This is a genomic window from Klebsiella sp. EMBS2024 (genome assembly GCF_036233805.1).
Taxonomy (GTDB): domain Bacteria; phylum Pseudomonadota; class Gammaproteobacteria; order Enterobacterales; family Enterobacteriaceae; genus Klebsiella; species Klebsiella pneumoniae.
Genome location: NZ_JAZARW010000001.1, coordinates 1,676,212 through 1,699,312, shown reverse-complemented (window position 1 = coordinate 1,699,312; position 23,101 = coordinate 1,676,212). Strand labels below are relative to the sequence as shown.

Genomic DNA, 23,101 nt, shown 5'->3' with positions numbered 1-23,101 from the left:
GGGCCGTTGGCGGCCCCTGTCGCTGTCCAGCGAGAATGGCTTAGTGGATACCCAGACGCCAGGCCAGATCGATCTCTTCTTTCAGCTCCAGCGAGGAGAGCGCCATCAGGTCAGCAAACTCCAGCTCCAGCAGTTTAAGTTTTTTCAGATACTGCGCTGGGGTCATGACGGTGGGGTCGCGGCGTAAGAATTCGATGGCCATCTGCGTTGGGGTTAACTCGGTATCCATAATATCCTCTGTCTGATTTAAGAACCGGAACATTATATCACCTCTTGCCGCTTATTTTATGAACAATTCCAGGCATCCCCCTGCATATAAAAAAGCCGTCTCACAGGAGACGGCTTATAAACAAACGTTGTAAAACAATTATGTTACNTTACAGCGCTTTCAGGATCGCATCGACGCTGGCTTTAGCATCGCCAAACAGCATATGAGTGTTCTCTTTAAAGAACAGCGGGTTCTGTACGCCGGCGTAACCGGTGTTCATTGAACGCTTAAAGACCACCACATTCTGCGCTTTCCACACCTCGAGCACCGGCATGCCGGCGATCGGGCTCTTCGGATCGTCCTGCGCCGCCGGGTTGACGGTATCGTTGGCGCCGATCACCAGCACGGTGTCGGTGTCGCTGAAATCGTTGTTGATCTCATCCATCTCCAGCACGATGTCGTAAGGCACTTTGGCTTCCGCCAGCAGGACGTTCATATGCCCCGGCAGGCGCCCGGCCACCGGATGAATACCAAAGCGTACTTTGATACCCCGCGCCCGCAGCTTCTCGGTAATTTCTGCTACCGGATACTGCGCCTGAGCCACCGCCATACCGTAGCCCGGGGTGATGATCACCGAGTGCGAGTTTTTCAGCATCTCCGCCGTCTCTTCGGCACTAATCTCGCGATGCTCGCCCACTTCTTCATCGCCGCCGCTGGAGGAACCATCGGTGCCGAAGCCCCCGGCGATCACGCTGATAAAGGAGCGGTTCATCGCCTTACACATAATGTAAGAGAGGATGGCGCCGGAAGAGCCCACCAGCGCGCCGGTGACGATCAGCAGGTCATTACTCAGCATAAAGCCCGCCGCCGCTGCCGCCCAGCCCGAGTAGGAGTTGAGCATCGAGACCACCACCGGCATGTCCGCACCGCCGATAGAGGCCACCAGGTGCCAGCCAAAGGCCAGCGCGATCGCGGTCATCACCAGCAGGCACAGGACCTGGGTGCCGGTGCTGTCAGAGCGAACAAAAATCACCATCAGGATGAAGGAAACCACCAGCGCCGCCAGGTTCAGCTTATGGCGATTGGGCAGCATCAGCGGCCTGGAGGAAATTTTGCCGCGCAATTTACCAAACGCCACCACCGAACCGGTGAAGGTCACCGCGCCGATGAAGATCCCGAGGAACACTTCGGTCAAATGAATATTGACCAGAATTTGCTCCATACCGGTTTCATGCTGCAGGTAGCTGTTGAAACCCACCAGCACCGCTGCCAGCCCCACGAAGCTGTGCAGGATAGCCACCAGCTCCGGCATCTCGGTCATCTCGACCTTCTTCGCCAGACGAATACCGATCGCCCCGCCGATCACCATCGCAAGAATAATCCAGCCGACGTTGCCGGCGTCCGGCCCCAGGATGGTAGCGATCAGGGCAATGGCCATCCCGGCGATGCCGAAATAGTTGCCCTGCTGCGACGTTTCGTGTTTCGACAGGCCCGCCAGGCTGAAAATAAACAGGATTGCAGCAACAATGTATGCAGCCGTTACTAATCCACCAGACATGTGCTACCCCTTATCCTTTGCGAAACATTTTCAGCATGCGCTGAGTCACGGTAAAACCACCGAAAATATTAATGCTGGCGATCAGCACCGCGATAAAGCTCAGGAAGCTGACCCAGCCGCCGTGGCCTATCTGCAACAACGCGCCAACCACGATAATGCCCGAAATGGCATTGGTCACCGACATCAGCGGCGTATGCAGCGCATGGGAGACGTTCCACACCACGTAGTAACCCACCACGCAGGCCAGCGCGAAGACGGTGAAATGGCCGAGGAACTCTTTTGGCGCCACGTTGGCCAGCCAGCCGAAGAGAATAATCGCCAGCGCCATCAGCGCATATTTGCGCCACGGCGACGCCGGTTTCACCGCTTCTTTCGGCGCTTCCACTTTTTTCGCCGCGGCCTGCGGCTGAGCGGAGACCTGAATCGGCGGCGCCGGCCAGGTGATTTCACCTTCGCGAACAACGGTCACGCCGCGCACTACCACGTCATCGAAATCGATAACGATATTGCCGTCTTTCTCTTTGCACAGCAGCTTCAGCAGGTTCACCAGGTTGGTGCCGTAGAGCTGGGAGGACTGGGTCGGCAGACGGCCAGGAAGATCGGTGTAACCGATGATTTTCACGCCGTTGGCGGTGGTCACCACTTCGCCCGGTACGGTGTACTCACAGTTGCCGCCGTTTTGCGAGGCCAGATCGACCACCACGCTGCCCGATTTCATGGAGTCGACCATTTCGCGGGTGATCAGCTTCGGCGCCGGTTTGCCCGGGATTAACGCCGTGGTGACAATGATATCGACCTCTTTCGCCTGCGCGGCGAACAGCGCCATTTCAGCCTTAATAAAGGCCTCAGACATCACCTTGGCGTAGCCATCGCCGCTGCCCGCTTCCTCTTTAAAGTCCAGCTCGAGGAACTCGGCGCCCATACTCTGCACCTGCTCCTTCACTTCCGGACGGGTATCGAAGGCGCGAACAATAGCGCCCAGGCTGTTGGCGGCGCCAATCGCCGCCAGACCGGCGACCCCGGCGCCAATGACCATCACCTTGGCGGGCGGAACCTTGCCTGCCGCCGTAATCTGCCCGGTAAAGAATCGACCAAATTCATGCGCCGCTTCAACGATAGCGCGGTACCCGGCGATGTTGGCCATTGAGCTGAGCGCATCCAGCGACTGGGCGCGGGAAATACGCGGCACGGAATCCATCGCCATTACGTTGATATTACGGGCCGCCAGTTTTTCCATCAGCTGCGGGTTTTGCGCCGGCCAGATAAAACTAATCAGCGTGGTCCCCGGATTCAGCAGGGCAATTTCATCGTCATTCGGAGCATTGACCTTAAGGATGACATCAGACTGCCATACCTCGTCGCCGGTCACGATTTCAGCTCCTGCCTCGGCAAAGGCCTCATCGTCAAAGCTGGCCAGCTTCCCGGCGCCGCTTTCTACCGCGACGCTAAAGCCGAGTTTGAGCAATTGCTCAACGGTCTTCGGCGTGGCGGCGGCCCGGGTCTCCTNGGCTAGCCTTTCTTGTGGTACACCAATACGCATAGTTTTCCCTTCCATCGGTTTTTGATGATGGTTTACTTTTCTGCCCAACAACGCCAGGACGGCAAAATCTTCCTCGCCATCTTTCGCTGTCTACAAAATGAAACAGTAACAAACTTTTTATAACCTACTGAAAATACCGATTGTGATCTACTGCGATAAAACACAAATTTTGATTTTATTGCTTATTGTCAGCTCAGATGGGTCCGGGCAGCAATATTTACCTGAATTTGCCGCCCAGGCCTGATAATCCGCTTATCCTGCGGTATAAAACGCCATTTATCGCCATTGAGATCATTGTGTTAACATTACATTAACTAATAAAAGTGGTATTGATTATCGTTTTTGCTGGTCAAGCGCCTGTTTTTTCAACATATCGAAAAATGTTATCTTTCCGTAGTATACGATTCGGGCGGCAAGCAAAAATTGACGCAGACAGTCACGGCGATTAAATGCAATAATCAAACGTTTTCAGTCAACAACAACACCAGTATATGGTTTGCGCAAGGCAAAGGATTATTTTTATGAAGCTTAAAAACACCCTCCTGGCGTCTGCTCTCCTGACAACCGCCACGTTGTCTGCCCATGCAGCGACCGAGTTGACCCCGGAGCAGGCGGCTGCGCTGAAGCCCTACGATCGCGTTGTCGTCACCGGCCGGTTTAATGCCATTGGCGATGCGGTACAGGCAGTATCGCGCAAAGCCGACAAAGACGGCGCGGCCTCATTCTATGTTGTCGACACGTCGGACTACGGCAATGGCGGCAACTGGCGCGTCACGGCTGACCTTTATAAAGAAGACGCGCCGAAAGCGGATGCGCCGAAGAATCGCATTATCAACGGCGTGATGGAGTTGCCGAAAGATCAGGCCGTTGAGCTGATGCCTTACGACACCGTCACCGTTCAGGGCTTCTATCGCAGCCAGCCGGAAGTCAACGACGCCATCACCAAAGCGGCGAAAGCAAAAGGCGCCTATGCGTTCTTTATCGTCCGCCAGGTTGACGCCAACCAGGGCGGCAACCAGCGCATTACCGCTTATATCTACAAAAAAGATGCTGAAAAACGCGTGCTGCAGAGCCCGGACGCTATCCCGGCTGACTCTGAAGCTGGCCGCGCAGCGCTGGCCAAAGGCGGCGAAGCGGCGAAGAACGTGGAAATTCCGGGCGTTGCCACCACCGCCGCGGTGGGTTCGGGTACCGGCGTTGGGCGTTTCTTTGAGACTCAGTCTTCGAAAGGTGGACGTTACACTGTCACCCTGCCGAACGGCACTAAGGTCGAAGAAGTGAACAAAGTGACTGCGGCGCAAATGGTGCCGTTCGATAACATCCAGTTCACCGGCAACTACGGCAACATGACCGAAATCTCCTATCAGACGGCGAAACGCGCGGCGAAGAAAGGGGCGAAGTACTACCACATCACCCGCCAGTGGCAGGAACGCGGCGGCAACATCACCATCAGCGCCGATTTGTACAAATAATCGCTGCTGGCTGGCTAAAAAGGCGGCGCATTGCCGCCTTTTCATTTTTTTTCATCCCCCGCCATTGCATGGCCCCCGGACACTCCGTAAAATCCCGCGCCTTAGCGCAATCCTCCATTTTTATGCGATTTCGCAAAATAAATATTCTGGAACAGCCATTTTCACCTCGGGAATGCAATGGAAAAGAAACTGGGCCTGAGCGCCCTGACCGCCCTGGTCCTTAGCTCAATGCTCGGCGCTGGCGTATTCAGTTTGCCGCAAAATATGGCTGCCGTGGCCAGCCCTTCCGCTCTGCTCATTGGCTGGGCCATCACCGGCGTCGGGATCCTGTTTCTCGCTTTCGCCATGCTGCTGTTGACCCGTATTCGTCCCGACCTCGACGGCGGGATCTTCACCTACGCTCGCGAAGGATTCGGCGAACTGATCGGCTTCTGTTCCGCCTGGGGATACTGGCTGTGCGCGGTGATCGCCAATGTCTCCTATCTGGTTATCGTCTTTTCGGCGCTCAGTTTTTTCACCGATACCCCTGAGCTGCGCCTGTTTGGCGATGGTAATACCTGGCAGTCTATCGTTGGCGCGTCGGTTCTGCTGTGGGTCGTCCACTTTCTGGTCCTGCGCGGTGTCCAGACGGCAGCGGGGATTAACCTGGTGGCCACCCTCGCCAAGCTTCTGCCGCTGGGCGCCTTCGTCGCGCTCGCCGCCCTGGCCTTTCAGCTGGATACGTTCCGCCTCGATTTTAGCGGCCTGGCGCTGGGCGTGCCGGTATGGGAGCAGGTCAAAAACACCATGCTGATCACCCTGTGGGTGTTTATCGGCGTGGAGGGGGCGGTAGTCGTGTCCGCGCGGGCGCGACACAAGCGCGACGTTGGCCGCGCGACGCTGCTGNCGGTGCTGTCGGCCCTCGCGGTGTATCTGCTGGTCACCCTGCTGTCGCTGGGCGTTGTGCCGCGCAGCGAACTGGCCGAAATGCGCAACCCGTCGATGGCGGGACTGATGGTCAGGCTGATGGGGTCATGGGGGGAGATCGTCATTGCCGCCGGGCTGATCGTGTCGGTGTGCGGCGCTTATCTCAGCTGGACCATCATGGCCGCGGAGGTGCCTTTCCTCGCCGCCACTCATAAAGCCTTCCCGCGCCTGTTTGCCCGTCAGAATAGCAACAACGCCCCCTCCGCCTCATTGTGGTTGACCAATATCAGCGTTCAGGTATCGCTGGTGCTGATCTGGCTGACCGGATCGGACTACGGCACGCTGCTGACCATTGCCTCTGAGATGATTCTCGTGCCCTATCTGCTGGTCGGCGCCTTTCTGCTGAAAATCGCCACTCGCCCGCTGCATAAAGCGGTGGCTATCGGCGCCTGTATTTATGGCATATGGTTATTATACGCGTCGGGGCCTGTGCATTTGCTGTTGTCGGTGGTACTTTACGCTCCGGGTCTTCTGGTCTTTTTGTACGCCCGACGTACGCACCAGCACGATCGTTCGCTCAAACGCCGCGAAGTGGCGCTAATTGGTTTATTGCTGGTTGCCGCTGTGCCGGCAACGTGGATGCTGGTGGGGTAAGCGGTCGCCCTGCCGCAGAACGCATAGGAGATACCCATGGCTGAACAACAGCCCCGCCCGATTCTGATCACAGGAGCAGGCCGCCGCATCGGCCTCGCTCTGGCACACCATTTTCTGCAGCAGCGCCAGCCGGTCATCGTCAGCTATCGTACGCCCTATCCGGCGATTGACGGCCTGCGCGAAGCGGGCGCGCTCTGCCTGCAGGCCGATTTTAGCAGCGATGACGGCATTCTGACCTTCGCTGAAGCGGTCAAATCACACACCGACGGTCTGCGCGCCATCATCCATAACGCCAGCGACTGGATAGCGGAAAAGCCGGGCGTCCCGCTGAGCACCGTCATCAACCGCATGATGCAGATCCACGTCCACGCCCCCTATCTGCTCAACCATGCGCTGGAGGCGTTGCTGCGCGGCCACGGCCATGCCGCCAGCGACGTTATCCATATCACCGATTACGTGGTGGAGCGCGGGAGCGACAAACATATCGCCTACGCCGCCAGCAAAGCCGCCCTGGATAACATGACCCGCTCCTTCGCTCGCAAGCTGGCGCCAGAGGTTAAGGTCAACGCCATCGCGCCGTCGCTAATCATGTTTAATGAGGGTGACGACGAGGCCTATCGTCAGCAGGCGCTGGATAAATCGCTGATGAAAATCGCCCCTGGCGAAAAAGAGATTAGCGATCTCATCGATTACCTGTTTACCAGCCGCTACGTTACCGGCCGCTCATTCGCTGTCGACGGCGGCCGCCCGCTGCGCTAGTGGAAACGGCTCCAGCCGAGGATTAACAGCCAGGCGCACAGCCCCCAGCATCCCACCGCGCCTGCCAGCGCCAACGGCAGGCGCATAATCCCGGTGAAATACCACAGTGACAGCAGATAGATAAAATAGGGAAGAATCGACCACATGCCGAATACGATGGTCGCGCGCAGGGCTTCGATCCCCCGCTCGCTGGCGACAATATAATGAGCGATGAGCGCAAAGGTGGGAAACAGCGGGACCAGGCCAGCGATAGCGTAGTTTTTGGTTTTCGCCAGCACGCCAATCAGCACCACCACCAGCGCTCCCAGCAGCCCTTTGATTAACAGCCCCATGCCCGTATGCCTTAACAGTGAATCAATAAGTTAGGGCAGCATAGCGGATTTAACGCTGTTTATAAAAGAGTAATGGCGGGTAAAATAAGTGCGGTGTATGTTACTTCTTTTACTGATGTGCAATAGACATGAATAAAATCGTTTTTGTTGAGGATGACCCTGAGGTAGGCACGCTGATCGCCGCCTATCTCGGCAAGCATGATATGGATGTGGTGGTCGAGCCTCGCGGCGACCGCGCTGAGGAGGTGATCGCGCGGGAGAAACCGGATCTGGTGCTGCTGGACATTATGCTGCCCGGCAAGGACGGAATGACGCTCTGTCGCGATCTGCGCGGGCAATGGCAAGGGCCGATTGTCCTGCTGACTTCGCTCGACAGCGATATGAACCATATCCTCTCCCTGGAGATGGGCGCCAGCGATTATATTCTGAAAACCACGCCGCCAGCGGTACTTCTCGCGCGACTGCGTCTGCATTTGCGCCAGCATATTGCTCCGGCAGGCGCCGGTTCCGCCTCCTCAACGCTCACGCCACATAAAACCATCTCCTTCGGCTCGCTGACCATTGACCCGGTCAACCGCCAGGTGCTGCTTGGCGGAGAAAACGTCGCCCTGTCGACCGCCGATTTCGATCTGCTGTGGGAGTTGGCCACCCACGCCGGGCAGATTATGGACCGCGACGCACTGCTGAAAAATTTACGCGGCGTTACCTATGACGGGATGGATCGCAGCGTCGACGTGGCTATCTCCCGCCTGCGCAAAAAACTGCTCGACAACGCCACGGAGCCCTATCGTATTAAGACCGTTCGCAACAAAGGCTACCTGTTCGCCCCTCACGCCTGGGATAACTAAGCAGCCCTTCTGCGGCCCTGCGAGGGGCCCGCTCATCGCGCGCTCGCCGGCGGCAAAGTTATCACGTTTGCTGCCTGCTGCGTTCGTCCCTGGCGCGCACATTCATCACCGGAACTTGTCATATTGACTAAATCATTAGAATTAGCCGTACAGAACCCCATCACATAACTCCTCAATATGATTGTGCTCAAGGACTTACCGCTGTCAGAGTGGCATAAAGCCTGAAAACACAGGACTTTTGCATGATGAAATACGTTGTACTTTTGGCACTCTCACTGTTCACTTCTCTCTCTGGCTGGGCTTTTTCCCTCGACAACGCCGATATTCGACTCCTCTGTCCGCAGCGCGGGCAAATCGAGGTGATCCTTCATCGCTATGAACATACCCAGCAATCCTGGGGGCAGCATCACTTTGAAACCGGCGGCGGCCACGTTCGCCAGGGGCCGCTGCTGGTGATCCCGTTTGCCAACCTCGATCAGATGATTTACCACCAGACCACCGGCGAGTTTGCTTACTGGTATGCCGAAACGGAAAAGCTGGTGCGCTGTCGGCTGCTGAGTCTGACGACCACCTATCCGGTAGACATTCCTTATTATCGTGAGTAGCGTATCCATCGACGCACAAAATACGATTGCCCTGCTCNNNNGAGGGTGAAGAAATCAACGCATCGAGTGACACTGTCACCTTTTCACCGTTCTGTCTCCAGGCTGGCTATTGTCAGGGGGCATAAACCCTGCTTTGATAGCGTATCTATGATTTCCCCGCGCCTCGCCCGGGGATATCGATAACATTGACTCCCCGACGCGCAGAAGATGCCCCTGGGGCGCCAGACAGGTTTCTCTTGAATACGCGGTAATGTAATGAAAAAGCTGTTCGTGCAGTTCTATCTTCTGCTCTTCGTCTGCTTTCTGGTGATGACCATGCTGGTCGGTCTGGTCTATAAATTTACCGCGGAGCGCGCCGGACGGCAGTCGCTTGACGATTTGATGAAAAGCTCGCTGTATCTGATGCGCAGCGAGCTGCGGGAGATACCGCCGCGCGACTGGAGCAAGACCCTTAAAGAGCTGGACCTGAATTTATCGTTTGATCTGCACATCGAGCCGATCAGCAAATTTAAGCTGTCGGAAAGCTCGATGCAGCACCTGCGCGCCGGCGATATCGTCGCCCTCGACGATCAGTACACCTTTATTCAGCGCATTCCCCGCAGCCACTATGTGCTGTCGGTGGGCCCGGTGCCCTATCTCTATTTTCTGCATGAGATGCGCCTGCTGGACGTGGCGCTAATGGCGTTTATTGCTATCTCTCTGGCCTTTCCGGTGTTTATCTGGATGCGCCCGCACTGGCAGGACATGCTGCGCATTGAGACGGCCGCCCAGCGCTTTGGCGAAGGTCACCTCAGCGAGCGCATTCACTTCGACAGTATGTCCAGCTTCGAGCGGCTCGGGGTGGCCTTTAACCAAATGGCCGATAACATTAATGCGCTTATTGCCAGCAAAAAGCAGCTGATTGACGGCATCGCCCATGAACTCAGGACACCGCTGGTACGCCTGCGCTACCGTCTGGAGATGAGCGAGAATCTCACCGAGGCGGAATCGCAGGCGCTGAACCGCGATATCGGTCAGCTGGAGGCGCTGATTGAAGAGCTCCTGACCTACACCCGCCTCGACCGCCCGCAGACGGAGCTCAGCCTGACGACTCCCGATTTTCCCGCCTGGATCAGCGATCACGTCGAGGATATCCAGATGGTCAACCCACAGCGCGAGGTCGCCCTGGCGACGCTGACCCACGGTAACTACGGCGCGCTGGATATGCGACTGATGGAGCGGGTGCTGGATAATTTGGTCAATAACGCCCTGCGCTACAGCAGCCAGCGGGTGGCGGTCAGCCTGACGCTGCAGGGTTCGCGCGCATCGTTGCTGGTTGAGGATGACGGCCCGGGAATCGCCCCCGAGGAGCGCGAGCGGGTGTTTGAGCCCTTTGTCCGCCTTGACCCCAGCCGGGACCGGGCGACAGGAGGCTGCGGCCTCGGCCTGGCGATTGTCCACAGTATCGCCCAGGCGATGGGCGGCGAGGTGCGCTGCGAGGCCAGCCCTCTCGGCGGCGCCCGCTTCTGCTTTAGCTGGCCGGTCTATCATCAGCTGCCTGATTTCACCTCTGCCTGAATAAAACTTGCGCAGAAGCCGCGGGCTGGGTATGCTGCAAAAATCTAATAGTATGTTGTAACTAAGGTGGTAATAATGGCCAGCTACGACCTCGTTGAACGTCTGAATAATACCTTTCGCCAGATCGAGCTGGAGCTGCAGGCGCTCCAGCAGGCGTTAAGTGACTGCCGTCTGCTGGCGGGCCGGGTATTTGAACTGCCGGCGATCGGTAAGGATGCCGAGCACGATCCGCTGGCCACCATTCCAGTGGTGCAGCACATCGGCAAGACGGCCCTGGCGCGCGCCCTGCGCCACTACAGCCATCTGTTTATCCAGCAGCAATCGGAAAACCGCAGCAGCAAGGCCGCCGTACGCCTGCCGGGGGCTATCTGCCTGCAGGTTACCGCCGCGGAGCAGCAGGATCTGCTGGCGCGTATTCAGCATATCAATGCCCTGAAGGCCACCTTCGAGAAGATCGTCACCGTCGACTCCGGCCTGCCCCCCACCGCCCGTTTTGAGTGGGTACACCGTCATTTGCCGGGGTTGATCACCCTTAGCGCCTACCGCACGCTGACGCCCCTCGTCGACCCGAGCACCATCCGCTTCGGCTGGGCCAATAAGCACGTCATCAAGAATCTGACCCGCGACCAGGTGTTGATGATGCTGGAGAAAAGCCTGCAAGCGCCGCGGGCGGTGCCGCCGTGGACCCGGGAGCAGTGGCAGAGCAAACTGGAAAGGGAGTATCAGGATATCGCCGCCCTGCCGCAGCGGGCGCGGCTGAAAATAAAACGACCGGTGAAAGTCCAGCCGATCGCCCGCGTCTGGTACGCCGGCGAGCAGAAACAGGTACAGTACGCCTGCCCCAGCCCGCTGATCGCCCTGATGTCCGGCAGCCGGGGGGTCAGCGTACCGGATATTGGCGAGCTGCTGAACTATGATGCCGACAATGTGCAGTATCGCTACAAACCGGAGGCGCAGTCGCTGAGATTGCTTATCCCGCGCCTGCACCTCTGGCTGGCTAGCGAATAGCCAGGCTGCCGACCATCTCTTCCGGGCGCACCCAGCTGTCGAATTCGGCTTCCGTCAGGTAGCCCAGCGCCAGCGCCGAGGCTTTGAGAGTCAGCCCCTCATGGTGCGCTTTTTTAGCGATTTCCGCCGCCTTGTCGTAGCCGATATGGGTATTCAGCGCAGTAACCAGCATCAGCGACTCATTGAGCAACTGACTGATCCGCTCGCGATTCGGTTCAATACCCACCGCACAGTGCTCGTTAAAGCTCGCCATACCGTCCGCCAGCAGACGTACCGACTGCAGGAAGTTGTGGATGACCATCGGGCGATAGACGTTAAGCTCAAAGTTGCCGGAAGCACCGCCGATATTCACTGCCACGTCGTTGCCCATCACCTGGCAGCAGACCATGGTCAGAGCTTCGCACTGGGTTGGGTTAACCTTGCCCGGCATAATCGATGACCCTGGCTCGTTTTCCGGGATGGCGATTTCACCAATGCCGCAGCGGGGGCCGGAGGCCAGCCAGCGGACATCGTTAGCGATTTTCATCAGCGAGGCCGCCAGGCCTTTCAGCGCGCCGTGGGCATGGACCAGGGCATCCACAGTGGCCAGCGCTTCGAATTTGTTCGGCGCGGTGACAAATGGCTGTCCGCTGAGTGACGCCAGCTCGGCCGCCACCCGTACGGCATATTCCGGATGGGTATTCAGCCCGGTTCCTACCGCCGTCCCGCCCAGCGCCAGCTCGGCAAGATGCGGCTGACTGGCTTCAATGTGCTTCAGGCTATGGTCCAGCATCGCCACCCAGCCGGAGATCTCCTGGCCTAAGGTGAGCGGCGTGGCGTCCTGCAGATGGGTGCGGCCGATCTTGACGATATCCCTGAAGGCCACCGCTTTTTCATTGAGCGTCGCCCGCAGCGCCTGCAGCGACGGGATCACTTTTTCCCGCAGGGCAATCAGCGCCGCGACGTGCATGGCGGTGGGGAATACATCATTTGAGCTTTGGCTCTTATTCACATCGTCATTGGGATGAATTTTTCGCGCCATCCCCCGTTCTCCGCCGAGCAGTTCACTGGCGCGGTTGGCCAGCACCTCGTTCATATTCATATTGCTTTGGGTGCCGGAGCCGGTCTGCCAGATAGCCAGGGGGAACTCCTGCGCGTGCTTTCCGGCCAGCACTTCGTCAGCGGCGGCGACGATCGCCCCGGCTTTCTCCGCCGTCAACAGTCCGAGATCCTGGTTAACCTTCGCCGCCGCCCGCTTGGTCAGCGCCAGGGCGTATATCAGCTCCCCGGGCATTTTTTCGGTCGAGATGCGGAAATGCTCCAGCGAGCGCTGGGTCTGGGCGCCCCAGAGTTTATCGGCCGGGACCTCGATGGCGCCCATCGAGTCTTTTTCACTGCGATGCGTTGTCATTACTTTCTCCTTGGATGAAAAGTGCGTCATAGCGACAAAGCTCACCTGCTTAAAAGACTAAGTATTGGCCAGATTGATAAGTTGTTTTGGTGGTTCGTGCCGCGAAGCGACATAAAAAAAGCCGCCCCGAGGGGCAGCCCAGACCGCTGACAAAATGCAATCGTCGGGATTTCCCGGCGGCGCTGCGCTTGCGCGGGCCTATAGAGAACTGCATAACTTATTGATATTGCTGTTTTTCGTAGGCCGGGTAAGGCGAAAGCCGCCGCCCGGCAGAAAGGCGCTCACCCTAACGAAATCAGGTTTGTCATCGACCAGCGCCGCCCCGAAGGGCGGCCTGGGTTACTTCACGCAGCGGGCGCACTGCGAGGTCTGGATCTGCTGGAAGAAGTCATTGCCTTTATCATCAACGAGGATAAAGGCCGGGAAATCCTCCACTTCAATTTTCCAGATAGCCTCCATACCCAGCTCCGGATAGGCCACGCACTCGAGGCTCTTGATGCTCTGCTGGGCCAGCACTGCCGCCGGGCCGCCGATGCTGCCGAGGTAGAAGCCGCCGTGTTTGTGGCAGGCGTCGGTGACCTGCTGGCTGCGGTTGCCTTTCGCCAGCATGATCTTGCTCGCCCCATGGGACTGCAGCAGATCAACGTAAGAGTCCATGCGGCCTGCGGTGGTCGGCCCCAGAGAGCCGGAGGCGTAACCGTCCGGCGTCTTGGCCGGACCTGCGTAGTAGATCGGGTGATCTTTGACGTACTGCGGCAGCGCCTCGCCGTTGTCGATAAGCTCCTTCAGCTTAGCGTGGGCGATATCGCGGGCGACGATGATAGTCCCGCTCAGCGACAGGCGGGTGGACACCGGATACTGTGACAGCTGCGCCAGGATCTCGCTCATCGGCTGGTTAAGATTTACCTTCACCGCTTCGCCTTCCCCGGCCTGGCGCAGATGCTCAGGGATATATTTCCCCGGGTTGCTCTCCAGCTTCTCGATCCAGATGCCGTCGCGGTTAATCTTGGCTTTGATGTTGCGGTCGGCGGAACAGGAAACCCCCATCCCTACCGGGCAGGAAGCGCCGTGACGCGGCAGACGGATCACGCGGATATCGTGGGCAAAGTATTTGCCGCCGAACTGCGCGCCGAGACCAAGGTTCTGCGCCTCCAGCAGCAGCTCCTGCTCCAGTTGCACGTCGCGGAACGCCTGGCCGTGCTCGTTACCTTCGGTCGGCAGGCCATCGTAGTATTTGGTGGACGCCAGCTTCACGGTCTTCAGCGTCGCTTCCGCCGAGGTACCGCCGATCACGAAGGCGATATGGTACGGTGGACAGGCGGCAGTACCGAGGGTGCGCATCTTCTCGACGAGGTAATTTTTCAGCTTCGCCGGGGTGATCAGCGCTTTGGTTTCCTGGTACAGATAGGTTTTGTTCGCCGAGCCGCCGCCCTTGGCGATGCAGAGGAATTTGTACTCATCGCCATCGGTAGCATAGAGATCGATCTGCGCCGGCAGGTTGGTGCCAGTGTTAACCTCTTTATACATATCCAGCGGCGCGTTCTGCGAGTAGCGCAGGTTGTCCTGGATATAGGTGTTATACACCCCCTGCGCCAGGGCGGCTTCATCGCCGCCGCCGGTCCACACGCGCTGGCCTTTTTTACCCATGATGATCGCGGTGCCGGTGTCCTGGCAGGTGGGCAGAATACCTTTGGCGGCGATATCCGAGTTGCGCAGGAACTGCAGCGCGACGTATTTATCGTTTTCGCTGGCTTCCGGATCGTTAAGGATATCCGCCACCTGCTGCTGATGCGCAGGGCGAAGCATAAAGGAGGCGTCGTGGAAAGCATGCTGCGCCAGAAGGGTCAGCGCCTGAGGGTCAACTTTTAGCACTTCCTGGCCGGCGAATTCGGCGACGGAGACGTAATCACTGCTGAGGAGATAATACTCGGTGTCATCCTTTTTGAGCGGAAAAGGATCCTGGTAAACAAACGGTTTATTCGACATTGTACTCTCACTTACTGCTTTGGCTGATTATGTTTCAGGCAGGGACTCCATGTGCCTGTAGAAAAGCGAGTCGAACAATCTTACACAATTTTTTAACAAAAACTGAGACAAGGACGACTTTTTCTTTCAGCAGTTGCTTCTCCACCGTTTGCTGGTTTAATAGGGCGATAAAATTTACTTTGTTTGAAACAGGGATTGAGAATGCAAAAGCTGATTAACGCCGTGCAGAACTATGCATGGGGAAGCCACACCGCCTTAACCGAACTCTATGGCATCGCCAACCCGGACAATCTGCCGATGGCAGAGCTGTGGATGGGGGCGCATCCGAAGAGCAGCTCGCAGATCCTGGCGGCCGACGGCCAGCCGCGTTCACTGCGCGAGGTGATTGACGCGGATAAAGCCGCTCTGCTCGGCGACAAGGTTGCCGCCCGCTTTGGTGAACTGTCGTTCCTGTTTAAGGTACTGTGCGCCGCTCAGCCGCTCTCAATTCAGGTGCATCCCAACAAGCAGGCCTCGGAAGAAGGTTTCGCCCGCGAGAACGCCGCCGGTATCCCGCTCTCCGCCGCCGAGCGTAACTACAAAGATCCGAACCACAAACCGGAGCTGGTTTTTGCCCTGACGCCGTTCCTGGCGATGAATGCATTTCGCGAGTTCAGCGAGATTGTCACCCTGCTGCAGCCGGTGGCTAGCGCGCATCCGGCAATCGGCGCCTTCCTGCAGCAGCCGGACGCGACTCACCTGAGCCAGCTGTTTGCCAGCCTGCTAAATATGCAGGGTGAGGAAAAGGCCAAGGCGCTGCAGGTGCTGCGCGACGTACTGGCCCGTGAACAAGGCGAACCGTGGCAGACTATCCGCCTGATCGCGGAATTCTATCCGGACGACAGCGGCCTCTTCTCCCCGCTGCTGCTGAACGTGGTGAAGCTGAACCCAGGCGAAGCGATGTTCCTGTTTGCTGAAACGCCGCACGCCTATCTGCAGGGGGTGGCGCTGGAGGTGATGGCCAACTCGGATAACGTACTGCGCGCCGGCCTGACGCCGAAATACATTGATATTCCTGAGCTGGTTGCTAACGTCAAGTTCGAGGCTAAACCGGCGGGTGAGCTGTTGACCCAGCCGCAGCGTCACGGCGCGGAACTCGACTTCCCGATCCCGGTGGAAGATTTTGCCTTCTCCCTGCATGACCTCTCCGCCGAGGCCAGCGATCTGGCCCAGGCAAGCGCGGCGATCGTGTTCTGCGTCGACGGCGAAGCCGTACTGCGCAAAGGCGACCAGAGCCTGACCCTCAAGCCGGGCGAGTCGGCCTTCGTGGCCGCCAGTGAATCGCCGGTGCAGGTCAGCGGCCGCGGCCGCGTGGCGCGCGTTTTCAATAAGCTCTAGTAAGCGACTGACCCTTCAGGTCGCGCTTACTGTTGGTGATAACTCAGCCAGGCGGTCTCTCCGCCTGGCTTCATTTATGGATAAATGCTATGAAAAAATCGCTGGTCGCAGCAGGAGTCATCGTGGCGCTGGGCGTGGTATGGACAGGCGGCGCCTGGTTCACTGGTAAACAGCTGGAAGGCCGGATCGCCGATATGGTGCAGCAGGCAAACGCCCAGCTGCGCAGCAGCGCGCCGGAGTCAGGTCTGGAGCTGAGCTATCAGGACTACCAGCGCGGGCTGTTCAGCAGCCATCTGCAGCTGGTGGTGAAGCCGATCGCCGGTCAGGCTAACGGCTGGCTGGCCGCCGGGCAGAGCGTGGTGCTTGACGAAGTGGTCGATCATGGCCCCTTCCCGCTGGCCTCGTTAAAAGCCTTTAATCTGGCGCCGGCAATGGCTTCCGTCCACACCACGCTGGTGAGAAACGACGCCAGCCAGGCGCTGTTCGAGATAGCCAAAGGCGACACCCCCTTTATCGTCGATACGCGCATTGCCTACAGCGGCGACAGCCAGTCGGCTATCGTCCTTAACGCCCTCGACTACGCTAAAGGCGATGAGAAAGTCACCTTCAGCGGCGGTCAGTTCCAGCTCGACGCCGACCGCGACGGCAAAAACATCAGCCTGAAGGGCCAGGCCGGCAGCGGGCAGATCGATGCGCTCAACGAATATAATCAGAAGGTACAGCTGCGCTTCGTCAACCTGACCACCGACGGCGCCACCGAGCTGGCCAGCTTCAACGAACGTATCGGCCAGCAAAAAATGACCCTCGATAAACTGGCCATCAGCGTCGAAGGCAAAGAGCTGGCGCTGATCGACGGCATGGCGCTGGACGGCGGCTCGACGCTGACCCAGGACGGCAAAGGCGTGAACAGCCAGGTGAACTACACCGTCAACAGCCTCAAGCTGCAGGGGCAGGATATGGGCAGCGGCAAACTCACGCTGAAAGTGGATAACGTCGACGGTCAGGCGTGGCACCAGTTCAGTCAGCAGTACAGCGCGCAGTCTCAGGCGCTGCTGGCGAAACCGGAGCTGGCGCAGAATCCGGAGCTGTATCAGCAGGCCCTCACCGAAACGCTGTTCAATGCGCTGCCGATCCTGCTCAAAGGCAACCCGTCGGTGACCATCTCTCCGCTGAGCTGGCGCAATGCCAAAGGCGAAAGCACCCTCAACCTCTCGGTTCTGCTGAAAGATCCGGCCCAGGTGACCGCTCCGCCGCAGACCCTGGCGGACAGCCTGGATCGCGTGGTGCAGTCCCTGGACGGCAAAGTGGTGATCCCGGTGGATATGGCGACGGAGTTTATGACTAAGATCGCCGGTCTGGAAGGCTATCAGCCGGCCGATGCCGCCAAGCTTGCCGATCAGCAGGTCAAAGGCCTGGCGGCGATGGGCCAGATGTTCCGCATTACCACCATGGAAGATAACGCCATCAGCAGCAGTCTGCAGTACGCGAACGGCCAGGTGACGCTGAACGGACAGAAAATGCCGCTGCAAGACTTTGCCGCGATGTTTGGTCTGGAAGCGCCTTCGCTGCCGGACAGCGCGCCGCAGGAAGGCCAGCCGCAGCAGGAAGGCCAGCCGCAGCAGGATGACGCCGCTCCTCAGCAGGACGACGCCGCCCCGCAGCCGTAACTTATCGGTACAGGAGACGGCCAGCGCGCGCCGTCTCCCTTATTTTCGCGTCACCAGCCGCGGGGGCATAATCTGGTTTCGCGTCTCGCCAGTCCCCTCTTCCAGCCGCCGCAGCATCGAATCCGCCAGGCTTTTCCCCATCTCCCGCGCCGGGGTGGTCACCCAGGTGAGGGGCAGGTCGTCGAGGGCGGCCTCCGGCACGTCGGCAAACGCCGCCAGCGCCACCCGCTGCTCAAAGTAGCTCTCAACGCCATCTTCCCCGCTCTGTCTTCCAGCCCGTAACAGACCGAACCACGCGCCGGTGGCTACCACGTTGTTGTAGCACAGCACCGCGGTAATGGTCGGATTCTGGCGCAGCAGGCCGGTCATCGCCTCCGCCGCCTGCTTCTGACTGGACTCGCACTCCAGCACCCATTCGCTGTGAAACGGCAGGCCGTATTTCAGCAAGGTGGCGCAATACCCGCCGACCCGCTCGGCGCGCGTCAGCGAAGCACTCTGCCCGCCGAGCCAGGCGATCCGCTGATGGCCGCGGCGGATAAGATGCTCCGTCACCAGCTGCGCCGCCTGCATGTTGTCCGGGCGGATCAGGTCGACATCGTCAAGATAGCTGGCGCGGGAAGCAAACACCAGCGGCACCCCCGCCTCCGCCGCACGCTCGCGCAGCTCGCTCCCGCGGTCGATCGCCCCGGCGATAATCACCCCGTCCACCCCCTGCGCCGCCAGCGTATCAAACCGCTGGGCCATCTTCTCGCCGCTGCGGCCTCCCTGGGTGAGAAATACCATTTTCCCCTGCCTCTCCAGGGCATCGGTGAGGCCGGCGGTTAATTCAGCATAAAACGGTTTTGACAGGTCGCTGACGATAAGGCCAATCACCCCGCTCTGCCCACCGCGCAGCGAGGCCGCCTGACGGTTGCGCACAAATCCCAGCTGTTCGATAGCCTGATTAACCCGCTCGCCGGTGGCGCTGGAGATGCGCCCTTTGCCGCTCAGTACCAGTGAAACGGTACTCACGGAGACGCCGGCAGCCAGCGCCACATCATTGATGGTGATCTTTTTTGCGATTGCCATAACCTGCTGGCTGACTCCCTTGCCTGTCGATAAANCGTTTTATCTTGCCGTGGCGTTAGTTCNNCCCGACCACTTATGAATCAGGAACCGTGCTATGACGGCGAAAACAGCACCAAAAATCACCTTATGGGAATTTTTCCAGCAGCTGGGAAAAACCTTCATGCTGCCCGTAGCGTTGCTCTCGTTTTGCGGGATCATGCTGGGGATCGGCAGCTCGCTAAGCAGTCACGATGTTTTGACTCTGCTGCCGTGGCTGGATATGCCGCTGCTGCAGGCCATCTTTATCTGGATGAGCAAGGTCGGCTCCTTTGCCTTCAGCTTCCTGCCGGTCATGTTCTGTATCGCCATCCCGCTGGGTCTGGCGCGAGAGAACAAAGGCGTCGCCGCCTTCGCCGGCTTCGTTGGCTACGCGGTCATGAACCTGGCGGTCAACTTCTGGCTGACCGCGAAGGGTATTCTGCCCACCACCGACGCCGCGATCCTGAAGGCCAACAATATCCAGAACATTATCGGCATTCCGTCAATCGATACCGGGATCCTCGGGGCGGTGATCGCCGGAATTATCGTCTGGCTGCTGCATGAACGCTTCCATAACATTCGCCTGCCGGACGCCCTGGCCTTCTTCGGCGGCACCCGCTTCGTGCCGATCGTCACCACCGTGGTGCTGGGGCTGGTTGGGCTGGCGATCCCGCTGGTGTGGCCAGTCTTCGCTATGGGGATCAACGCCCTCGGGAAGATGATCAACAGCGCCGGGGATTTTGGGCCGATGATCTTTGGCACCGGCGAGCGACTGCTGCTGCCGTTTGGCCTGCACCATATTCTGGTGGCGCTGATCCGCTTTACCGAAGCCGGCGGCACCCTCGACGTCTGCGGCCACAGCGTCAGCGGCGCGCTGACCATCTTCCAGGCGCAGCTGAGCTGTCCGACGACCCACGGCTTCGCCGAAAGCGCCACCCGTTTCCTGTCGCAGGGTAAAATGCCGGCATTCCTCGGCGGCCTGCCGGGAGCCGCGCTGGCGATGTACCACTGCGCCCGTCCGGAAAACCGACATAAAATTAAAGGCCTGCTGATCTCCGGGGTCATCGCCTGCGTGGTCGGCGGCACCACCGAGCCGCTGGAGTTCTTGTTCTTGTTTGTCGCGCCGGTCCTGTATGTCATCCACGCGCTGCTGACCGGTCTCGGCTTTACCATCATGGCGGTGCTCGGGGTAACCATCGGCAACACCGACGGCAATATCATCGACTTCGTGGTGTTTGGCATTCTGCATGGCCTGGCCACCAAGTGGTATCTGGTGCCGGTGGTGGCGGCTATCTGGTTCGCGGTCTACTATGCCATCTTCCGCTTCGCCATCACCCGCTTCAATCTGAAAACGCCGGGCCGCGACATCGACACTGCCGCCAGCGTGGAGAAAGCCGTCGCCGGTACCATCGGCAAATCCGGGTATAACGTACCGGCGATTCTAGCGGCGCTCGGCGGCGCAGAGAACATTGTTTCGCTGGATAACTGCATTACCCGTCTGCGCCTGTCGGTGCACGATATGAGCAAAGTGGACGCCGCCGCGCTGAAAGCCCATCGCGCCATCGGGGTGGTACAGCTCAACCAGCATAATCTGCAGGTGGTTATTGGCCCGCAGGTACAGTCGGTAAAAGATGAGATGGCCATGCTGATGAATACCGTGCAGGCCTGATCCCACTAGTCCCCCTCCGCTACGGAGGGGGCGCTCGCTAAGGAAGCTCCAATGTTTGATTTTGCCACCCCTATCGATCGCCACGGCACCTGGTGCACGCAATGGGACTATGTCGCCGACCGGTTTGGCGCCGCCGATCTGCTGCCGTTCACTATTTCCGATATGGATTTCGCCACCGCGCCCTGTATTCTCGACGCCGTTAGCCAGCGGCTGGCCCACGGGGTGTTCGGCTACAGCCGCTGGCGCAACGAGGCGTTTCTCGGGGCGATTGCCCACTGGTACGCCAGCCGCTTTAACAGCGACATCGATCTGCAATCTGTGGTCTACGGACCGTCGGTTATCTATATGGTGGCGGAAACCATCCGCCAGTGGTCGAAAGAAGGCGACGGCGTCGTGGTCCACACCCCTGCCTACGATGCGTTCTATAACACCATCACCGCTAACCGGCGGCGGATTGCCCCGGTGCCATTGATCCTGAAGGATAATCGGTGGCGCTGCGATATGGACCGCCTGGAGGCGGCGCTGGCGGAGCCAAAGAATACCCTGCTGCTGCTGTGCAGCCCGCACAACCCAACGGGGAAAGTCTGGCGTCGCGAGGAGCTGGAGACTATGGCGGCCCTGTGTAAAAAACATGGCGTCAGGGTGATTAGCGATGAAATTCATATGGACATGACCTGGGGCGAACACCGCCATATCCCGTGGAGCGAGGTCGCTCAGGGACCATGGGCGCTGTTCACCTCCGGTTCGAAGAGCTTCAATATTCCGGCCTTTACCGGGGCCTACGGCTTTATCCCGGAAGAGAACGAGCGCGACAGCTACCTGCAGGCGCTAAAGGGTCGCGACGGGCTCTCTTCCCCTTCCGTGCCGGCGCTGGTCGCCCATATCGCCGCCTACCGCGACGGGGCTCCCTGGCTCGATGCCCTGCGCGACTACCTGCAGGCGAATATGCGCTATGTCGCCGACACGCTCAACAACGCCTTCCCCGCGCTCTGCTGGCAGCCGCCGGAGGCCACCTACCTGGCATGGATCGACCTGCGCCCGCTCAACGTTGACGATCGCGCGCTACAGCAGGCGCTGATCGCCGAACAGAAGGTGGCGATTATGCCGGGTTATACCTATGGTGCTGAGGGCAACGGCTTTCTGCGACTCAACGTCGGCTGCCCGCGCGAGAAGCTGGAACGCGGTGTCGAAGGACTGATTGCCGCCCTGCGCAGCCTCAGCTGATTCGACGCGCAATCTACAGGTCATCGCGCCGGCGAAACGCCAGGTAACCGGCGCCGAGGGTAAAGACAGCGACAATCACCACCAGCAGGATAAACCCGTGGTGGTTGCTTGCCAGCGGGATCCCACCGACGTTCATGCCGAAGAAACCGGCGACGATGTTAATCGGCAGCGCGAGGACGGTGATCACCGTCAGGGTATAGAGGGTGCGATTGCTCTGCTCCAGCTGGCGGGCGCCAATCTCCTCCTGCAGCAGACTGATGCGCTCGATCAGGCCCGACAGATCGTTAAGCACCACGCTAAACTCTTCGGTGAACTGACGAAACGCCTGCACCACCGCGCGATCCATCCACGCCGGCGGCCGGTTAAGCAGCCGGAACATCGCCGCCGGCTCCGGCGCCAGCAGCCGCTGGAAGCGTAAAAGCATCCGCCGTAGCCGCGCCAGATCGGCCCGGTTGCGCTGCACGTGATTGCTCAGAAGACGCTCTTCAATAAGGTCAACATGGCGGCTGGCCTGGCGGACGACCTGCTCCAGCACCTCCTCCTGCTCCTCCAGCAGAAAGGCCAGCAGCTCAGTAGACGTGTTCACCCTGAGCGTCTGCAAGCGCGGCAGCATCCATTCGATAAACCGCAACGGTTTGAAGCGCGCCGTCACCACCAGCCTGGGGCTACAGTAGAGCCACAGCGTGGCGGTTTCCGCGCTGGTATCCTGGGGACGAAACAGCACATCGTTAAGCACAGCGAACAGATTTTCCCCCTGTCGCTCAATGCGGGTGGTGTGCGAGCCGCTGCGGATCTCCTCGAAGAAAAAATCGGCCACCGGAAAGTGGCTGGTTAACCATTTCTCGGCGGTGGCATGATTAAGATTCAGGTGTAACCAGATAAACGCCTTGTCATCGGCGAGCGCCTGATAGCGGGCGCAGACCTCGCCAGAGGCGATGGGCTGCGGGGGGCGCTGTTCATGAAACAAATAGCCATGCACCAGGCCGGAAACTTCACTATCAAAATCGGGCTTTAACATCTTCGCGGTGACGTCTTGACTCATGGCTCCCTCAGGACAGGCACTGGCACCGTTGATGCCCGAATAGTGCCATCTTTCGCTATTTTCCGCGGGCTGGCAAGGTTAATAATCTGGTCATAAAACAGTAACCTGGCTGACATATGACGGCCAGTATCACGCTTCATCCCCTCGCCGCGCAGGCGATGCGATGGAGGCGAACAGAAGGTCTTCTTGCCTTTATGCTCAGGTGGTTATTAA

General features: G+C 59.0%; 19 protein-coding genes. 11 read left to right on the top strand and 8 right to left on the bottom strand.

Annotation, left to right across the window (positions count from 1 at the left end; all coding sequences use genetic code 11):
- Nucleotides 1–40: 40 nt before the first annotated feature.
- From VZP09_RS07600 to pntA, 3 genes are all read right to left on the bottom strand, one after another.
- Nucleotides 41–229 carry a YdiH family protein gene (locus VZP09_RS07600; RefSeq protein WP_002903388.1) on the bottom strand — a complete coding sequence of 63 codons (189 nt, stop codon included), beginning with the start codon at nucleotides 227–229 and terminating at the stop codon, nucleotides 41–43.
- 148 nt (nucleotides 230–377) lie between these two features.
- The gene (gene pntB / locus VZP09_RS07595; protein WP_328795016.1) at nucleotides 378–1,766 is read right to left on the bottom strand and encodes a Re/Si-specific NAD(P)(+) transhydrogenase subunit beta; all 1,389 of its coding nucleotides are present in this window, start codon (nucleotides 1,764–1,766) and stop codon (nucleotides 378–380) included.
- A gap of 10 nt (nucleotides 1,767–1,776) precedes the next feature.
- Nucleotides 1,777–3,306: a Re/Si-specific NAD(P)(+) transhydrogenase subunit alpha gene (gene pntA, locus VZP09_RS07590; protein WP_328795015.1), complete on the bottom strand. Its 1,530-nt coding sequence runs from the start codon at nucleotides 3,304–3,306 to the stop codon at nucleotides 1,777–1,779.
- Nucleotides 3,307–3,827: 521 nt separating this feature from the next.
- Between pntA and ydgH the strand changes: the two genes are divergently transcribed.
- The 3 genes from ydgH to folM all read left to right on the top strand — a co-directional run bounded on the left by ydgH (nucleotide 3,828) and on the right by folM (nucleotide 7,097).
- The gene (ydgH, locus tag VZP09_RS07585; protein WP_002903384.1) at nucleotides 3,828–4,778 is read left to right on the top strand and encodes a DUF1471 family protein YdgH; all 951 of its coding nucleotides are present in this window, start codon (nucleotides 3,828–3,830) and stop codon (nucleotides 4,776–4,778) included.
- A 177-nt stretch (nucleotides 4,779–4,955) separates the two neighbouring features.
- On the top strand, nucleotides 4,956–6,338 hold the full coding sequence (locus VZP09_RS07580; protein WP_328795013.1) for an amino acid permease: 1,383 nt from the start codon (nucleotides 4,956–4,958) through the stop codon (nucleotides 6,336–6,338).
- A 36-nt stretch (nucleotides 6,339–6,374) separates the two neighbouring features.
- Complete coding sequence (gene folM, locus VZP09_RS07575; RefSeq protein WP_114503156.1) at nucleotides 6,375–7,097, top strand: dihydromonapterin reductase; 723 nt, start codon at nucleotides 6,375–6,377, stop codon at nucleotides 7,095–7,097.
- On the opposite strand, the gene VZP09_RS07570 is transcribed toward folM, so the two are convergent.
- Nucleotides 7,094–7,429: a GlpM family protein gene (locus VZP09_RS07570; RefSeq protein WP_002903379.1), complete on the bottom strand. Its 336-nt coding sequence runs from the start codon at nucleotides 7,427–7,429 to the stop codon at nucleotides 7,094–7,096. The two genes, folM and VZP09_RS07570, sit on opposite strands and share 4 nt — an antisense overlap.
- A 128-nt stretch (nucleotides 7,430–7,557) precedes the next feature.
- Between VZP09_RS07570 and rstA the strand changes: the two genes are divergently transcribed.
- The 4 genes from rstA to tus all read left to right on the top strand — a co-directional run bounded on the left by rstA (nucleotide 7,558) and on the right by tus (nucleotide 11,447).
- Nucleotides 7,558–8,277 carry a two-component system response regulator RstA gene (rstA, locus tag VZP09_RS07565; RefSeq protein WP_002903377.1) on the top strand — a complete coding sequence of 240 codons (720 nt, stop codon included), beginning with the start codon at nucleotides 7,558–7,560 and terminating at the stop codon, nucleotides 8,275–8,277.
- 242 nt (nucleotides 8,278–8,519) lie between these two features.
- On the top strand, nucleotides 8,520–8,882 hold the full coding sequence (locus VZP09_RS07560; RefSeq protein ID WP_002903374.1) for a hypothetical protein: 363 nt from the start codon (nucleotides 8,520–8,522) through the stop codon (nucleotides 8,880–8,882).
- 255 nt (nucleotides 8,883–9,137) lie between these two features.
- Nucleotides 9,138–10,439 carry a two-component system sensor histidine kinase RstB gene (rstB, locus tag VZP09_RS07555; RefSeq protein WP_328795012.1) on the top strand — a complete coding sequence of 434 codons (1,302 nt, stop codon included), beginning with the start codon at nucleotides 9,138–9,140 and terminating at the stop codon, nucleotides 10,437–10,439.
- Between the two features lie 75 nt (nucleotides 10,440–10,514).
- Complete coding sequence (gene tus / locus VZP09_RS07550) at nucleotides 10,515–11,447, top strand: DNA replication terminus site-binding protein (RefSeq protein WP_004148259.1); 933 nt, start codon at nucleotides 10,515–10,517, stop codon at nucleotides 11,445–11,447.
- On the opposite strand, the gene fumC is transcribed toward tus, so the two are convergent.
- Entirely contained in the window at nucleotides 11,437–12,837 is a 1,401-nt protein-coding gene (fumC, locus tag VZP09_RS07545) for a class II fumarate hydratase (RefSeq protein ID WP_002903315.1), read from the bottom strand. The two genes, tus and fumC, sit on opposite strands and share 11 nt — an antisense overlap.
- 339 nt (nucleotides 12,838–13,176) lie before the next feature.
- Nucleotides 13,177–14,823, bottom strand: a complete 1,647-nt coding sequence (gene fumA, locus VZP09_RS07540) for a class I fumarate hydratase FumA (RefSeq protein ID WP_002903313.1) — start codon at nucleotides 14,821–14,823, stop codon at nucleotides 13,177–13,179.
- 201 nt (nucleotides 14,824–15,024) lie between these two features.
- Here fumA and manA point away from each other — a divergent pair, with 201 nt between their 5' ends.
- Together manA and VZP09_RS07530 are read left to right on the top strand one after the other, a co-directional pair.
- Entirely contained in the window at nucleotides 15,025–16,200 is a 1,176-nt protein-coding gene (gene manA / locus VZP09_RS07535) for a mannose-6-phosphate isomerase (RefSeq protein WP_328795011.1), read from the top strand.
- Nucleotides 16,201–16,289: 89 nt separating this feature from the next.
- Nucleotides 16,290–17,867, top strand: a complete 1,578-nt coding sequence (locus VZP09_RS07530; RefSeq protein ID WP_032414877.1) for a YdgA family protein — start codon at nucleotides 16,290–16,292, stop codon at nucleotides 17,865–17,867.
- 39 nt (nucleotides 17,868–17,906) lie between these two features.
- Here the strand turns inward: VZP09_RS07530 and VZP09_RS07525 are convergent, their stop codons facing one another.
- Nucleotides 17,907–18,935, bottom strand: coding sequence for a Mal regulon transcriptional regulator MalI (locus tag VZP09_RS07525; RefSeq protein ID WP_004148253.1), 1,029 nt, complete (start codon nucleotides 18,933–18,935; stop codon nucleotides 17,907–17,909).
- 94 nt (nucleotides 18,936–19,029) lie between these two features.
- Between VZP09_RS07525 and malX the strand changes: the two genes are divergently transcribed.
- Nucleotides 19,030–20,622 (top strand): maltose/glucose-specific PTS transporter subunit IIBC, encoded by a 1,593-nt coding sequence (gene malX / locus VZP09_RS07520; protein ID WP_032438486.1) that lies wholly within the window; start codon nucleotides 19,030–19,032, stop codon nucleotides 20,620–20,622.
- Nucleotides 20,623–20,673: 51 nt separating this feature from the next.
- Nucleotides 20,674–21,846, top strand: a complete 1,173-nt coding sequence (locus VZP09_RS07515; RefSeq protein ID WP_032438488.1) for a MalY/PatB family protein — start codon at nucleotides 20,674–20,676, stop codon at nucleotides 21,844–21,846.
- A gap of 13 nt (nucleotides 21,847–21,859) precedes the next feature.
- Here the strand turns inward: VZP09_RS07515 and VZP09_RS07510 are convergent, their stop codons facing one another.
- Nucleotides 21,860–22,888: a CorA family divalent cation transporter gene (locus VZP09_RS07510; RefSeq protein ID WP_004179669.1), complete on the bottom strand. Its 1,029-nt coding sequence runs from the start codon at nucleotides 22,886–22,888 to the stop codon at nucleotides 21,860–21,862.
- Nucleotides 22,889–23,101: the final 213 nt, after the last annotated feature.

Excerpts from the sequence above, each read along its gene's own strand:
- ydgH (WP_002903384.1), top strand. The coding sequence starts at position 3,828 with ATGAAGCTTAAAAACACCCTCCTGGCGTCTGCTCTCCTGACAACCGCC.
- VZP09_RS07515 (WP_032438488.1), top strand. The coding sequence starts at position 20,674 with ATGTTTGATTTTGCCACCCCTATCGATCGCCACGGCACCTGGTGCACG.
- rstA (WP_002903377.1), top strand. The coding sequence starts at position 7,558 with ATGAATAAAATCGTTTTTGTTGAGGATGACCCTGAGGTAGGCACGCTG.
- pntB (WP_328795016.1), bottom strand. The coding sequence starts at position 1,766 with ATGTCTGGTGGATTAGTAACGGCTGCATACATTGTTGCTGCAATCCTG.
- VZP09_RS07510 (WP_004179669.1), bottom strand. The coding sequence starts at position 22,888 with ATGAGTCAAGACGTCACCGCGAAGATGTTAAAGCCCGATTTTGATAGT.
- VZP09_RS07570 (WP_002903379.1), bottom strand. The coding sequence starts at position 7,429 with ATGGGGCTGTTAATCAAAGGGCTGCTGGGAGCGCTGGTGGTGGTGCTG.
- tus (WP_004148259.1), top strand. The coding sequence starts at position 10,515 with ATGGCCAGCTACGACCTCGTTGAACGTCTGAATAATACCTTTCGCCAG.
- malX (WP_032438486.1), top strand. The coding sequence starts at position 19,030 with ATGACGGCGAAAACAGCACCAAAAATCACCTTATGGGAATTTTTCCAG.
- folM (WP_114503156.1), top strand. The coding sequence starts at position 6,375 with ATGGCTGAACAACAGCCCCGCCCGATTCTGATCACAGGAGCAGGCCGC.
- fumA (WP_002903313.1), bottom strand. The coding sequence starts at position 14,823 with ATGTCGAATAAACCGTTTGTTTACCAGGATCCTTTTCCGCTCAAAAAG.
- rstB (WP_328795012.1), top strand. The coding sequence starts at position 9,138 with ATGAAAAAGCTGTTCGTGCAGTTCTATCTTCTGCTCTTCGTCTGCTTT.
- VZP09_RS07525 (WP_004148253.1), bottom strand. The coding sequence starts at position 18,935 with ATGGCAATCGCAAAAAAGATCACCATCAATGATGTGGCGCTGGCTGCC.
- fumC (WP_002903315.1), bottom strand. The coding sequence starts at position 12,837 with ATGACAACGCATCGCAGTGAAAAAGACTCGATGGGCGCCATCGAGGTC.
- VZP09_RS07600 (WP_002903388.1), bottom strand. The coding sequence starts at position 229 with ATGGATACCGAGTTAACCCCAACGCAGATGGCCATCGAATTCTTACGC.
- VZP09_RS07560 (WP_002903374.1), top strand. The coding sequence starts at position 8,520 with ATGATGAAATACGTTGTACTTTTGGCACTCTCACTGTTCACTTCTCTC.
- manA (WP_328795011.1), top strand. The coding sequence starts at position 15,025 with ATGCAAAAGCTGATTAACGCCGTGCAGAACTATGCATGGGGAAGCCAC.
- VZP09_RS07530 (WP_032414877.1), top strand. The coding sequence starts at position 16,290 with ATGAAAAAATCGCTGGTCGCAGCAGGAGTCATCGTGGCGCTGGGCGTG.